Raw genomic sequence first — 14,722 nt, forward strand, 5'->3', positions numbered from 1 at the left:
GTCCAGTATGTTCCAAAATCATATTTCCAATGGCCTGCTAAATCATATTCAAAGCAGGCTTAATGCAATTATTACCAATATCAGCACAGTAAGCGGCGGCGATATAAACGATGTATATCATTTGCAATGCGAGGATAATAGCTACCTTTTAAAGGTAAATGACAGGCATAATTACCCCGGCATGTTGGCAATGGAGAAGGAGGGACTATCTGCTATCAGGAAAACCAATACCATAGCCGTTCCGGATGTTGTTTTACAGGATGAGTATGATAGCGATAGTTATTTAATAATGCAATGGATTAATGTCGGCTCCATCAATACTGCTTCATCCTCTGAATTAGGTGTGCAACTTGCCCGGATGCACAAAAGCAGCAACGCACAGTTTGGCTTTTATACCAATAATTACATGGGTTCCTTAATTCAAAGTAATAACTGGTATAACACATGGAGCGATTTTTTTATTGAACAGCGGTTACAGCCCATGGTTAAAATGGCTGTAGATAAAAAAGAGCTTAACCAAACCGACATTTACCGGTTTGATGAGCTCTATAAAAAGCTCCCTGATTTGTTTACCGAAGAACCTTCTGCATTAATACACGGCGATCTTTGGGCCGGTAACTACCTGGTTAATACCGAAGGCAAACCATACCTGATCGATCCGGCAGTTAGCTATGGTAACCGCGAATTTGATATCGCAATGACCACGCTTTTCGGTGGTTTTGACCGGGCTTTTTACGAAGCATATAATACAGAGTCCCCGTTGTTACCCGGCTGGCAACAACGGCTCAAACTCTGGAACCTGTACCCACTGCTGGTTCATGTAAACCTGTTTGGCAGTATGTATACCAAACAGGTGAGGGAAAATCTTTCGGTATTTGTTTAGTTTGTGCCTTGTACAAAAGTTGGCGTTTCAGATACATTTACAGTTAGCTTACCATTCACGGTATTAACCTGGGTTGTTGCGGCATCATCTGTGCCTTTTTTTAAAGTGTAGATACTGGCTTTGGGTGTGCCCAGGTTTAAAGTATAAGTCCCTGTGCGGCCTTGCTGATCGGGAATGGTCAATACATACATGAGTTTCGTTCCAGAAATATATTTATCAACCAAAGGGTCGGCGTTTATTGTCGATACATAATTATAATTGCCCATTATTTTACTGGCTTGCAGAATATAGTCAGCAGCAGGCCTGCGTTTGCCGTTCTCTGCTAATCCGGATGTGGCGTATTGGACACCGGCATTTGGAGTGTCATCAAATAACTGATAATAAAACACACGCTGAATGCCATGCCTAATGTAAAGCAATGATGTTCTTAAAATCCAGTCGCCCTGGGTATCCATCGGTAATTTATCGCCAACATACTGCGCTTTTTGATAACTCCCCTGGTTAATATCATAGCCCGACTCTGTTACCCAAACAGGTATAGGTTTAGCCAGAGAATTTGAATATTGAACAAATGAATCGGCAATTTGACCTGCCATAGAAAGCTCAGGAGGAAGACCGGAGGTGGCTGATTGGTGTGTTAAAATATTGCCATTATTGTTATAATAATGATAGTTGATAATATCAAAGCATAGATCAATGCTACCATCGGCCCGATAACCGCGGTTGGTACGGCACCACGCTACCATTTTCTTTACAAAATTCACATCGGCTGTAGCTAATCCGCCCATTACAACTTTCATGTTGGGGTCTGCGTTTTTTACACCTGCATTTTTACCCAATTTCCCTTTGTTACCATCATAAAAGGCCGACATGTTAGCTGCGTATTCTTCGGCTGTTTGCTGTGCTGCAAGCCCCTTCCACCATTTATCGCGCTCATTATCACATTCTATGTAAGTAATAAGCCCCATACCTATCTTCACCTTATTTGGCGGATCGTTAGTCCATCGTGTGCTTGAGTCAACCTTTACCAATATTCTGTCGATCCTGGCATTATAACCATAGCGCGCTGCAAACTGAAAGCCCATATGCGCCTGGTCAATATAACTTGCCGGATCTGCTTTGCTTAAGCCGTAAAGAAGGGGCGCGTTTTCAATGTCCTTTATATTTTCAGGATAGGTATCAACTAACCATGGGGGACAATTCTTTATATCTGCCAATACCAATATGCCATCCTGTTTACAACGCGTGTAAATGAGATCATAGTTCCAACTGCCTTCATGAGTGGGGTTAAAGGTATAACGGCCTTTAGTGCTTTCCATTCTGGCCCATCCTAAATAATGCCTTACTGCGCTGAATGACCTGATAAGGTTCATGTTTTTCTCATAAATGATGCTTTTAAAGTTGGGATTGGCAGGATCCTGTAAAAAATTCCATTCATAAGCATTTATCCCGAACATGTTTTTGAGTGGGATATTTGACTGTGGGAGGGTATTGGAGTTGCTTTTTGTTACTGTTTCGGAGCTTTTTTTGAAGTTGTTTGTTTTATCAGAGTGGCAACGATTAAATGATAATGTAAATAATGATAAGGTTATCAGTATTTTATAATGCGATAAAATATTCATGCCACCTTTTGATTTGAACTCATAAGCTACAACATAATTAACATTTATAAAAAACTATTCCATCCATACGGAGGAGCTGCAAGAACCGAAAGTACAGATGCTGATTCCGACATAGCCGATGAGGCAAAAGCTCCAAAAGCCCGGTATTGCCGGGCTTTTGGATATGATAAGTTGATATAACTGTTATTTCACCTTTACATAAGTTTCAATGATCTCATGATCAACTTTAAGGCTGTCTATCTTCTCAATTCCCTTTTGAACAAGAGTATCATTTTTGATAGTGAGCTTAAATTTAAAATCCCTGTTTTCCCAATCGCGATAGTTGCAGTAAGCAAGATGTTCGGTGTAATCATCGCCAGATAGGGTATAAGTACCGGCACCTGAATCAAATACAGGCTTGGCGGTTTTGCCATGCACAAGATCGTGTGTAAAAAAAGCAAAGTTGGTGCCGTTAAACATCTTAAACATTTCCTGGTCTTTAGGAGGAGTGGTTACTGTAGTATCTCCCTTTGCAATGCTTTTGCTTGATACCAGGTGCCAGGTTCCGTCAAGTTTATTGGCAGGTTGAGTTGTTTCGGTATTTTCTTTTGGTGGATTGCTGCATGAGGATAGGGCAAGCAATAAAAAAGATGCTAAGTAATAGGTTTTCATGGTGTTAATAAAGGTTATTGATATACAATAATAGCATAAAAAAAGCATCGGCTGTCATATTTGCCGATGCTTTTTAAAATAATTTCAAAAGTTTATGCTACTCGCCGCGTTTCAGGCCAAATTTTTCAATCTTGCTGTATAAGTGGCTGCGTTGAATATCGATATCATCTGCTGTTTTTGAAACGTTCCAGTTATTTTTTTCCAGCTTGAATTTGATATACTCACGCTCGGCAAAGTCTTTATATTCCTGGAAATTATTGAACTGATCAAAATCAGTCTGCGGGGCAGGGGCGGCAGCTCCTGCTGTAACGGTAGCTGGGGCCGAAGGGTTTGCAAATGCCCGTACATCGTTATCGGTAATAACTTTATCGCTCAGGATGATCAAACGCTCAACCATGTTACGGAGCTCGCGGATATTACCTGTCCATGGGAGGGCCTTAAGTGCCTCAAGTGCCGCATCGGAGATCTTTTTAACCGGCATGCCGTATTCGTTGCAGATCTCATCCAAAAAGCTTTGGGTTAACAGTGCAATATCGTCCTTACGTTCAATAAGCGGCGGTACATGGATCAATATTACACTTAAGCGGTGGTACAAGTCCATACGAAAATTACCGGCTTCAATTTCTTTAAGCAGATCTTTGTTGGTTGCCGCTACAACGCGCACATCAACATCAATTTCCTTTTCGCCGCCCACGCGGGTTATTTTATTTTCCTGTAAAGCACGCAAAACCTTGGCCTGGGCCGATTGGCTCATATCGCCAATCTCATCCAGAAACAATGTTCCGCCGTTTGCCGATTCAAATTTGCCAATACGTTGTTTTATGGCCGAAGTAAATGAGCCCTTTTCGTGACCAAATAATTCACTTTCAATCAATTCTGAAGGGATAGCAGCACAGTTAACCTCAATGATAGGTGCATTTGAGCGGTTTGATTTTTCGTGCAGCCAGCGTGCAACCAGTTCTTTACCACTGCCGTTGGCACCGGTAACCAATACACGGGCATCGGTAGGGGCAACACGGTCGATAGTTTCTTTGATCTTGATAATGGCCTGCGATTCGCCTAAAATGGCGCGCACCTTTGATACTTTACGTTTAAGCACCTTGGCTTCCACAACAAGGCTTCCTCTGTCAAGTGCGTTACGAACAGTGATGAGCAGGCGGTTCAGATCTGGCGGTTTTGAAATAAAATCAAACGCCCCTTTTTTGCTGGCTTCCACAGCAGTTTCAACCGTGCCATGGCCTGATATCATGATAAACGGAAGATCGGGTTTAATGGCGAGGCCTTCGGTAAGTACCTCCATACCATCCATGCGGTTCATTTTAATATCGCACAGTACCAGGTCATAGTCTTTTTTTTCAATTAACTGAAGGCCGTCAACCCCATTGTCTACATCTTCAACCTCATAATCTTCATACTCCAAAATCTCGCGAAGCGTATTACGTATCGAGCGCTCATCATCAATTATTAAAATTTTAGCCATGTTTTATAGTTATGTACCCGTAGTAATTGTTATTTGCTAATATATGTGTTTGTATAGAAAAACAAACACTTTTAATGTGCATATAAAGGTTTAAGAAAGTTAAATGTTTGCAACATTATGAAATTTATTGGAAATAATTGATGCTAATAAAAAACCCCTCACTTTACAGTAAGGGGTTATACAGCAGCAAACCTATAAGCCGGGTTCTGTTTTGCCTTGTTAAAGGGCAACTTCTATCATTTATCTGGCCCTGTTATCACTAACAGGTTTAAACAACCTACCCATCCTAACGATCCGCCTTGCGGCAGATACGGGAGCGAGCAACTCCGCTTTCAGGACCTATTTGGTTTTTCAACTCCTGAGGTTTACCGTCATAGCCGGTCGCCCGGTTATGCCGTGAGCTCTTACCTCACGTTTTCACCCTTACCCGCCTAAGCGGGCGGTATTTTTTCTGTGGCACTTTGCTGTCGCCGGCTGCCGGCGCCTTCCCGTTAGGAAGCAGGATGCTCTGTGTTGCCCGGACTTTCCTCCGCCAAACAAGTTGGCAGCGATAGAACGTTTTGCGTTTGTAAAGATAGGGAAATTAGTTTAGTTCGTGGTTGATGGTTCATAGATCATAGTAAAACAGATCATGATGAAACGACAGCCGAGCACTATTTTTTGCTATGAACCATCAACTATGATCTACGAACCAAAGTCTATTTACAATTTCTCAAATCCTCCTGAACCTGTTGCAATGTAACTGTGCCCATTTTATTACCGAAGGAATTGGTAACATAGGTAAGTACTTTGGCAATCTCAAGCGGAGCAATTTCGTCAGCCTGCATTTCATCATCAAATGTGCGGCCGGCTACCATTATTTTGCCCTTAAGCCCGTTTTTAATAAAGCAGGCCAATGTCGCTTTGTTGTTTTTCAGATAAGTTGAATCGGTTAACGGGGGGACGAGTGATTGCAGTCCCTGTCCTTTATCGCCATGGCAGTTTTGACAGTGCTGTTGATAAACAAGGCTCCCGCCCGAGTAATAACGGTTAAACTCAATCTGCTCGTCGCTTTGGCATGATGCACCAATTACAACTAACAGAATAGCTATAGCGCCTATCACTTTTATCTTCATTTAGCAGCAATTTGATCCGGTTCGGCTTTTAGCGTTTTAATATCGGCTATCAATTTGGTTACTTCTGCCGGATCTGTTCCTTCGTAAGTGCCCCGAAGGCGTTTTTGTTTATCTATCAGGATAAAAAAACCATCGTGAATGTATTCGCCTTTAGGATTTTTTTCGGATACGCTTTGCAGGTAGCTTTTAGCAATTTTATAAGTATCGCCCTTTTCACCATGCAGCAACCACCAGGTATTACCTGCAATGCCTAATTTATCGGCATAGCGTTTTAATACCGGTACGGTATCATATTTAGGATCGATGGTGTGCGATATGATCCTGAAATTATCATCGTCTTTAAACTCCTTGTAAACATTAAGCATGTTCCGGTGCATCACCGGGCAAATGGAAGGGCAGGTAGTGAAAAAAAAGTCGGCCACATAAATTTTGCCCTCCAGGTTTTTCTGTGTAATTGTATCAGCGTACTGGTTTACAAACTTAAAAGGGGGAATAGTAGCATATTCAGTATCTGTTACTGTTTTACCATTAACAGTTTTAGTTACCGGTGTTTTATACCCCAATATAGGCAGGGCGGTGTTAGTATTTGATTTGCAGGCATTAAAAAGCGTTAATATGATAATGCCTATCCATAGTTTCCTCATTATTTTGCCGGTATTTGGGTTATGTACTTAGTTGAGCCTGTAACAGCTACATTAATTTGCGTATCTATTTTACTGATAAGCTTTTTCTGGGCTTCAAAGTAATCCATGATCTCCTGATGTGATTTGCCTTTAGTTTCGGCATCAAACTTATGCATCCAGTCGCTCATGGCGTTATCAGCATCGTCAACCAGTTTTAAATATGCCTGTGCTGTGTCCTTATTGATGTTGGGAGCACTATGTTTTACCAGGCTATCAAGCAGCATCTTGTTTTTCATCAATTGCTCGTCGCTTGCCATTACTTTATCATGTACGGCAATTACCTGATTTAAAAGATCTTTTTCCTGTTTTTTGGTGTCGGTACAACCTAATAATAAAGCTGTGCCAATGGCTGCGAATAGGTGTTTTTTCATGGTTTTTGATAGCGTAATAAACCTTGGCAAATATGCTAAATGTTTAGCTGTTTAACACTCTTAAATAGTAACTATAGTCTGTAATGGGTAAAGTTTTTGTGCCGGCAAACTTCAATTGCTGCCCAATTTGCGCCCGGGTATGTGTACCATGGTTAAGCACCTGTGTCACAATATCGCCAAGCTGGTTTTCAAAATAGTCGCCGGTAAAGCTATGATAGGGGATTATCTTATCTATATCCTCGTCATTTATTCCGTTTAAAAACATTACCCATGTTTCATAACGTTCAGATACCTGTTGTTTGCATTGCTCAATTGTAACATTTTCGGGCCATGAGTTTGGCATGGAAGAAGGGGCAAGCCTGCATCTTTCAAGCCAGACCTGCTCAACTGCAAGCAGGTGCCCCATCAGCTTCAGGGTTATAGCCGGCAAACCGCCTGTTTCCATAGCCTGTATCAGATGCTGATTAGCAAAACGGTTATAACCAAACATTTTTATAAAGTAAGTTTTCATCATGCGTAAAAATAATAACAAAGTATTAATGCAATTTGGTATCTTAGTAAAAGATGCTGGTTAACAATTAAATAACATAGTTGTCATATTCAGCAAACATCTGCTTGTTACCTTTATTCTATAGCTAAAACATAAGGGTTATGAAATTTATTATCAATATCTCAAAACTGCTCATTAATTTCCGTCAGTGGATGATGCTTAAAAGTATGCGCTCATCGTTCATACATTAAGTTATCACTTATAATTTTTCATTTATAAATATAATCGCACTTTTGGGCTTTTGTAGCTCAAATTAATGAAACTTACTGACCGGGAAATACATTTAAGCAAAGATCTTTTTGGCAACGACTTTGAATGGGGCGTTTCGACAGCTGCTTTTCAAATAGAAGGTGCTCATGACGCTGATGGAAAAGGATTATCGGTGTGGGATACCTTTACCACTAAAAAAGGAAAGATCCTGAATGGCGATCATGCACAAACTGCATGTGATTTTTATAATTTGTATGAGCGCGATATCGACCTCATCAAAGAGCTTAATATCCCAAATTTCCGCTTTTCTATTTCGTGGACCCGCATATTGCCCGAAGGCACCGGGAAAATAAACCAGGCTGGCATTGATTATTACAACCGGGTAATTAACTATTGCCTTAAACAAGGTGTTGAACCCTGGTTAACCGTTTACCATTGGGACCTGCCCCATGTGCTTGAGGTTAAAGGTGGCTGGACAAATCGCGAATCAATATACTGGTTTAGTGAGTTTATTACTATTTGCGCCCAAAACTTTGGCGATAGGGTGAAGCATTGGATGGTGATGAACGAACCTGTAGTTTTTACAGGTGCGGGTTATTTTTTCGGCATTCATGCGCCGGGCCGCAGCGGTATGAAAAACTTTACACCAGCTATACATCATGTTACCATGAGCATTGCCGAAGGTGGCAGGATCCTGCGAAAACTGCTGCCGCCGACGGCGAAGATAGGTACAACATTTTCATGCTCGCAAATTGAGCCTTTTAGTAATAAACCAAGAGATGTAGCTGCCGCCATTCGTGCTGATGCGCTGATCAACCGTTTATATATTGAACCTTTGCTGGGGATGGGATACCCGATAAAAGACCTCCCCGCGCTTAAAGATCTCAAAAAGTATTTTTATCCCGGTGATGAGGATAAGCTAAGTTTTGACTTTGATTTTATCGGCATTCAAAACTATACCCGCGAAATTGTAAAATATTCTTTTTTTACGCCTTATATCAATGCAAGTATGGTTAAGGCCGAAAACAGGGGCGTTGATCTTACGGCCATGCGCTGGGAAGTTTATCCGCCTTCTATTTATCATATGATCAAAAAATATGATGCCTATCCTAATGTAAGAAAGATCATTGTTACAGAAAACGGATCGGCTTTTCCTGACGAGGTTATTGATGGTGAAGTAAATGACCCAAAAAGATTGAAATATCTTCAGGATCATATTGCCCAGGTGTTGAAGGCAAAAAATGAAGGTTGTAAAATTAACGGCTATTTTGTTTGGACCCTCACAGATAATTTTGAATGGGCCGAGGGGTATCACCCGCGTTTTGGATTGATCCATGTTGATCATACAACCCAGCAACGAACGGTTAAAGCCTCAGGCAGATGGTATGCTGAGTTTTTAAAATAAGCTGTTAATTTTTAGGCAGGGTAAAATTGAATGATGTGCCATTTTCGGTATCGCTTTCAAACCAGATGCGGCCGTTATGGTCCTCAATAATTTGCCTGCAGATGGAAAGGCCAAGGCCGAATGATTTTTCGCCCGAGGTTCCAGGGCGTTTGGCATCGGTAAACATATTGAATACCTGGCTTTTAAGCTTATCGGGGATGCCGATGCCATTATCCTTAACTGAAATTTGAACCTCTTTCTCCAGTTCAACAGCCATAACCAAAATACCTGATCCTTCCGGGCTGAATTTAATGGCATTGCTAATGAGGTTACTGATTACGCGCCATATTTTTTCACGACTGATACAGAGCTCAAGTGGCGAACTTAACAGGGCAAGGTTGATAACCTGTTGTTTTTCGGCTGCCTTAAAGCGCATCAGCTCAACGCTGTTGCTTAATAAGGAGTTAACTTCAACTGCTTCCTTATTCAATACAGCCGAAGCGGATTCAGTGGCTTCCAATATTTCATTAATCAGTTCAATGGAGTTAAATGAAGTTTCCCTGATAATGTTTAAAAGCTCTTTCTGTTCGTCGCTGTAATTTTCCTCAGTCATTATGCTGGTAAGGGAAGCTATTCCGCCTATAGGGTTACGCAGGTCATGTGCTACAGTACGTAAAATGCGGTCTTTTTCCTGGTTATTAAGCTTTAAATCACTGAGGGCGTTTTCAAGATGGTGATTTTGATGGTTTATCTGGTTGTTAAGGCTTCCCAGTGTTTTAATGTTCTTTTTTGATTTTTGCCAGTTTAAAAATACAAGGGAAATGATAATGATGAGCATCAGGGCAAAAACAATGGTTACCCTAAGATAAACGTGCTGCAATTCGTTGTTTTTCTTAAGGTTGTCAAACTCATTATCTTTTTCAAGGCTTTTTACCTGTTCAGCCACATCAGCTTCTTTCAGCTTTTTGTTTTCATCGGCGATAGTATCCTTAAGCTCATCATATTGCTTATAATGCCTCATAGCCTGCTGATGGTCGTTTTGCTTCTCAAAATAGTTTGACATCAATAAATGCCAGTCCTGTATCGCTTCGGGGCTTTTAACACTATCAAACTGGAGCCTGATAACATTGAGGAGATTTAATAACGAATCATTAGCGTTTTGCCTGTCATACACCGATGCCAGCTTTAGTTCGGAGTATTGGGCATCATTATTATCGTTTCCCTTACGCAGATTAATTGTTATGCTTTTTTTGAGCAGGTTAATGGCTTTATCGTAATCCTTTTGCCTGATACTGATATCAGCCATATTACCATACACAACACCTTTTGATACTTCACCCATTTGGGGGCGGTCTTTAAACCTTGCCGCATTAGTATTAATATAATCGAGGGCTTTATTGTAAAAATACATGGCGCTATCATTCATCATCATCTTGCTGTAGCTCAAGCCAATATTATTCAACAATTCCTGCCGGCGATAAAAATAATTGAAGTTCCCTTCGCATGACCTTGTTTCTTCAAAGCTTTTTTTGAAAAACGTGGCCGCCCTGCCATAATGTTCCTGTTTGTAAAGGATCATACCCATGCGGTAGCTATAATCGCCCATTGTACAATCGTCAAGGTTGTTGTTGGCAATTACTTTCCCCTCATAAAAATAGCCGTAAGCCTCATTGTAGCGCCGTTCATCAAACAATACATCTCCTTTAGAAAAATGCGCCTGGCCATATTCGCTGGTAAATTTCAGTTTCTTTTCGGGCGTATCGAAAATATTGAGCATGCTATCGGCATATAGCAAAGCCATTTTACGATCGTTTTTTATATGAGAAGCGTAGGTGTAAATAAAAAAATAATAATTGTATACCTGTTTAAAGCCAAGGTTGTTTGAATGGTGAAAGGCCGAATCGAGATAATCTGCTGCTGCTTTATGATGACCATTATCATACATCGTGGTTGCTGTATCAACCGCTTTATTGTATGCCGAGGATGAAAGAAAACCCTTTGGTTGTTGCTGGCAGGAACTGATCAGCAGCAAAAAATAAGCAAAAAACAAACACTCCCGTATATTACCGGATAGCCATATTTGCCTAAAGCCTTTATATATAAACATCAAATTATGCCAGGTTTAGCGTTGATTGTAAAACAGGGTTTAAACTATGAAATTTTCTAAAAATAACTATGCTATTTTATGATTATTGCTAACCAGTTACTTAAAATGAAAATTATTTAATTAAATTACAGGTAGAGATGCGCTTATTTGATCAATTATAAGTTATGCCACTTCGGCCGGAAGATAAACGTAAAAGCTTGATCCATTATCCGGATCGCTCTTTAACCAGATCCTGCCGCTATGTTTTTCAACTATTTGCCTGCAGATGGAAAGCCCGAGACCAAATGATTTTTCACCGTCGGTACCGGGTCGTTTGGCTTCGGTGAACATATTAAACACCTGCTGCTGTAATTTATCAGGAATGCCAATGCCATAATCTTTAACACATATTTCAACCCCCTGGTGTTTTTGGTTCACAATTACATAAATAACAGCGCCTTTAGGACTGAATTTAATAGCATTACTGATCAGGTTGCTGATAACCCTCCATATCTTCTCCCTGTTTATCAATAGCTCAGTAGGGGTATCCAATAAACTAAGCATAATATCCTGGTCTTTTTCTGCCGCCTTAAAACGCAGCAGGTCAACACTGTTATTAATCAGGCTGTTAATTTCAGCCCATTCTTTATTGAAGGTTACATTTGCAGTGTTTGCCGCCTCCAAAATTTCATTAATAAGTTCGAGCGAATGGTATGAGGTTTCCTTAATGAGATTGATCAGATCTGTTTGCTCCTCATCCATAGCATCATCAACCATTGCTGCTGATAATGACGCTATGCCGCCAAGCGGATTACGGAGGTCATGTGCAACAGCCCGCAGGATCCGGTCTTTTTCACGGCTACTCCGGTTTACTCCCTCAAGGGTATTTTCTAATTCGGCTTTTTGCAATTTAATCTGGTCGTTCAGCTTTTTTATTGCTACTATATCCCGTTTTGATCTTTTCAGGTTACGAAAAACAAGGAAGATAATGATCACTGCCATCACCGAAAAAAGTACGGCAAGACAGATGTAGATAAATTGCAGTTTATTATGGCCTTTAAGATTTTCTATCTGATTTTCCTTGTCAAAATTAGCCTGTTGCTGGTTAACATCTGTGCGTTTTAACGAGGATGTCCTTTTTAAAGCCGAGTCTTTTAAAGCCGAATAGTTTTTTAAATAAAGCAGGCTGTTTTGGTAATCTTTATTTTGCAGATAATAAATGCTCATTAAATTATTCCAGTTGGCTTCAGCATCATCATTTTTGATGATATCAAGCTGGGCACGCAGGTTTTTCAGTAATTCAAAAAGATCATTTGGCCTGTTGGTATTTAAATATAACCGGGCAAGTTTTATTTCGGTTAATTCGGCGTCGCGGTTGTCATTACCCGGCTTTGAATTAATAGCAATGCTTTTCTTCAGCAATTCGCCTGCCTGGGTATAGTCATGGGTGAGCAAAGCCAAATCGCCCTGATTGCCGTACACAACACCCCTGGCAACTTCAAGCAGGTTTGCCCGTTCGGCAAATCTTGTACTATTCTCATTAATGTAAGCAAGCGCTTTGTTTAAATAAAGCGTTGAACTGTCAATATCGCCGCTGTTTTTATAACTCTCGCCAATATTATCCAAAAGCTCCTGCCGTTGGTAAAAAGCACGAAAACCATCAGGGTAGGCGTAGCTTTGCCGGTGACTGATCTTAAAATAATTGGCAGCTTCTCTAAAATGCCCCTGCTTAAACATGATCATGCCCATGCGGTAAGTGTATTCGGCCAGTATGGCATCATCAATAGCATTTTTGCCGATGGAATAGCCCTTGTAAAAATACCGGTAAGCCTGATCATACTTTACCATGTCTGAATAGGCATCTCCGGTAGCGAAATCTGCTTCGGCTGTTAATGCAATGCGCTGGCCGGGAGTAACGCTTTCGGCTGCTACAGCCTGCATGGTATCAGCATAAGGCATAGCCCTTTTCGCGTCATGCAATGCTTTTAAGTTGTAAAGAAAATGCAAGGCGTAAAAACGAAACCTATCGCTTACAAAGGGGCTTTTTATAGTTTTATAAGCCGAATCAAGATATTCGAGACCTCTTTGAGGTTGAGACCTTTCACCGTTATACAGGCTTACAGTATCAAAAACCGGTTTAAACTGCTTAGAATAATCTCCGGTATCATTAATGTTATTTATGCAGGAATTAAAAGACAATAAGAATATGATAGCCAACCAAATTGAATGGTTGAACAGCAGTTTGTTTAAACTAACAGGACTATCAGGGGACGCCAACATTAGGTGTTTACGCAACAAATATAATGTTCATAATTATAACGAACAATATTTTTGCGTTCGAATAACACTCATGTTACTTAAAGTTAAAGCGTATTGATTATCTGCTATTTAAATGCATCGAGCCCGGTAATGTCCATGCCGGTAATAAGCAGGTGAATGTCATGTGTGCCCTCGTAGGTTATCACCGATTCCAGGTTCATCATATGTCTCATAATAGGGTATTCGCCCGTAATTCCCATTCCTCCAAGCATTTGCCTTGCTTCGCGCGCTATAGTAATAGCTGTTTCAACACTATTTCGCTTGGCCATTGATATTTGAGCAGGAGTGGCCCTGTTTTCGTCTTTAAGTGTGCCTAAGCGCCAAACTAACAGCTGTCCTTTGGTAATTTCGGTGATCATTTCGGCCAGTTTTTTTTGCTGAAGCTGAAAACCTGCTATCGGCCGGCCAAACTGCTCCCGCTCTTTGGTGTAGCGGAGGGCCGTATCGTAACAGTCCATAGCAGCGCCCAAGGCCCCCCAGGCAATACCGTAACGGGCCTGGTTTAAACAACCCAGCGGCCCTTTTATACCGGCTACGTTAGGCAACAGGTTTTCTTTAGGGATCTTAACATTATCAAAAACAAGTTCGCCGGTGGCCGATGCCCTTAACGACCATTTGTTATGGGTAGTTGGTGTAGTGAAACCTTCCATGCCGCGTTCAACTATCAGCCCGCGAATTTTACCTTCCTCATCCTTTGCCCAAACAACTGCAATATCAGCAAAAGGCGAATTGGAGATCCACATTTTAGCACCGTTGAGGATATAATGATCGCCGGCATCTTTAATATTGGTGGTCATGCCGCCGGGGTTTGATCCATGATCAGGCTCGGTGAGGCCAAAGCAACCCATTAGCTCACCGCTGGCCAGTTTAGGAAGGTATTTCTTACGCTGTTCTTCACTGCCATAAGCATAAATGGGATACATCACCAATGAGCCCTGCACTGATGCAGTAGAACGGATGCCCGAATCGCCGCGCTCCAGCTCCTGCATGATGATGCCGTACGAGGTATAATCCAAACCTGCGCCCCCATATTCAGCCGGTATGGTGGGGCCAAATGCGCCAATTTCGGCAAGGCCTTTCAGCAGCTGCGAAGGGAACTCGGCTTGTTGGGCGTAATCCTCAATAATGGGACTTAATTCCTTTTTTACCCAGTCACGTACCGATGCGCGGATCAGTTTATGTTCGTCGGTTAGTAACTCATCTAACAGGTAATAATCAGGGGCTTCGTACAGATCTGTTTTGGCCATAACATTATAGTTGGTGGGCAAATATAAAGCATTTATTACCGGTAAAAGCAAGCCAAAAACGCTGTTTTTTGATATGTGAGGCCGCTTTATTGCAAAAAGCAGGTTTAAACGGTTTAAAGCA

Annotated in this window: 12 protein-coding genes and 1 other RNA gene; 2 read left to right on the forward strand and 11 right to left on the reverse strand. The window is 41.2% G+C overall.

Features of this window, described 5'->3' with window-relative positions; all coding sequences use genetic code 11:
* Positions 1 to 7: 7 nt before the first annotated feature.
* Complete coding sequence (locus ACFFGT_RS26835) at positions 8 to 883, forward strand: fructosamine kinase family protein (RefSeq protein WP_377025590.1); 876 nt, start codon at positions 8 to 10, stop codon at positions 881 to 883.
* Here ACFFGT_RS26835 and ACFFGT_RS26840 read toward each other — a convergent pair.
* The 8 genes from ACFFGT_RS26840 to ACFFGT_RS26875 form a co-directional block, all read right to left on the reverse strand.
* The gene (locus tag ACFFGT_RS26840; protein WP_377025591.1) at positions 880 to 2,340 is read right to left on the reverse strand and encodes a hypothetical protein; all 1,461 of its coding nucleotides are present in this window, start codon (positions 2,338 to 2,340) and stop codon (positions 880 to 882) included. The two genes, ACFFGT_RS26835 and ACFFGT_RS26840, sit on opposite strands and share 4 nt — an antisense overlap.
* A gap of 348 nt (positions 2,341 to 2,688) precedes the next feature.
* A complete protein-coding gene (locus ACFFGT_RS26845; protein WP_377025592.1) occupies positions 2,689 to 3,156 on the reverse strand; it encodes a DUF4488 domain-containing protein in 468 nt (155 codons plus the stop codon).
* Between the two features lie 97 nt (positions 3,157 to 3,253).
* Complete coding sequence (locus ACFFGT_RS26850) at positions 3,254 to 4,636, reverse strand: sigma-54-dependent transcriptional regulator (protein WP_377025593.1); 1,383 nt, start codon at positions 4,634 to 4,636, stop codon at positions 3,254 to 3,256.
* 179 nt (positions 4,637 to 4,815) lie between these two features.
* Positions 4,816 to 5,203: RNase P RNA component class A (gene rnpB, locus ACFFGT_RS26855), an RNA gene on the reverse strand.
* A gap of 131 nt (positions 5,204 to 5,334) precedes the next feature.
* Positions 5,335 to 5,751: a c-type cytochrome gene (locus ACFFGT_RS26860; RefSeq protein WP_377025594.1), complete on the reverse strand. Its 417-nt coding sequence runs from the start codon at positions 5,749 to 5,751 to the stop codon at positions 5,335 to 5,337.
* The gene (locus ACFFGT_RS26865; protein WP_377025595.1) at positions 5,748 to 6,395 is read right to left on the reverse strand and encodes an SCO family protein; all 648 of its coding nucleotides are present in this window, start codon (positions 6,393 to 6,395) and stop codon (positions 5,748 to 5,750) included. Before ACFFGT_RS26865 ends, ACFFGT_RS26860 begins: the two co-directional genes overlap by 4 nt.
* Positions 6,395 to 6,805: a hypothetical protein gene (locus ACFFGT_RS26870; RefSeq protein WP_377025596.1), complete on the reverse strand. Its 411-nt coding sequence runs from the start codon at positions 6,803 to 6,805 to the stop codon at positions 6,395 to 6,397. The genes ACFFGT_RS26865 and ACFFGT_RS26870 overlap by 1 nt, the downstream gene beginning before the upstream one ends.
* Positions 6,806 to 6,848: 43 nt before the next feature.
* Positions 6,849 to 7,319 carry a DinB family protein gene (locus ACFFGT_RS26875; RefSeq protein ID WP_377025597.1) on the reverse strand — a complete coding sequence of 157 codons (471 nt, stop codon included), beginning with the start codon at positions 7,317 to 7,319 and terminating at the stop codon, positions 6,849 to 6,851.
* 292 nt (positions 7,320 to 7,611) lie between these two features.
* Here ACFFGT_RS26875 and ACFFGT_RS26880 point away from each other — a divergent pair, with 292 nt between their 5' ends.
* Positions 7,612 to 8,970, forward strand: coding sequence for a GH1 family beta-glucosidase (locus ACFFGT_RS26880; RefSeq protein WP_377025598.1), 1,359 nt, complete (start codon positions 7,612 to 7,614; stop codon positions 8,968 to 8,970).
* A gap of 4 nt (positions 8,971 to 8,974) precedes the next feature.
* Here ACFFGT_RS26880 and ACFFGT_RS26885 read toward each other — a convergent pair whose 3' ends face one another.
* The 3 genes from ACFFGT_RS26885 to ACFFGT_RS26895 all read right to left on the reverse strand — a co-directional run bounded on the left by ACFFGT_RS26885 (position 8,975) and on the right by ACFFGT_RS26895 (position 14,601).
* Positions 8,975 to 11,056, reverse strand: a complete 2,082-nt coding sequence (locus ACFFGT_RS26885) for an ATP-binding protein (RefSeq protein WP_377025599.1) — start codon at positions 11,054 to 11,056, stop codon at positions 8,975 to 8,977.
* A gap of 162 nt (positions 11,057 to 11,218) precedes the next feature.
* A complete protein-coding gene (locus ACFFGT_RS26890; protein ID WP_377025600.1) occupies positions 11,219 to 13,252 on the reverse strand; it encodes an ATP-binding protein in 2,034 nt (677 codons plus the stop codon).
* 167 nt (positions 13,253 to 13,419) lie between these two features.
* Positions 13,420 to 14,601 carry an acyl-CoA dehydrogenase family protein gene (locus tag ACFFGT_RS26895; RefSeq protein WP_377025601.1) on the reverse strand — a complete coding sequence of 394 codons (1,182 nt, stop codon included), beginning with the start codon at positions 14,599 to 14,601 and terminating at the stop codon, positions 13,420 to 13,422.
* Between the last annotated feature and the right edge of the window lie 121 nt (positions 14,602 to 14,722).

It is taken from the genome of Mucilaginibacter angelicae (assembly GCF_042434235.1).
In the GTDB taxonomy this organism is placed as follows: Bacteria; Bacteroidota; Bacteroidia; order Sphingobacteriales; family Sphingobacteriaceae; genus Mucilaginibacter; species Mucilaginibacter angelicae.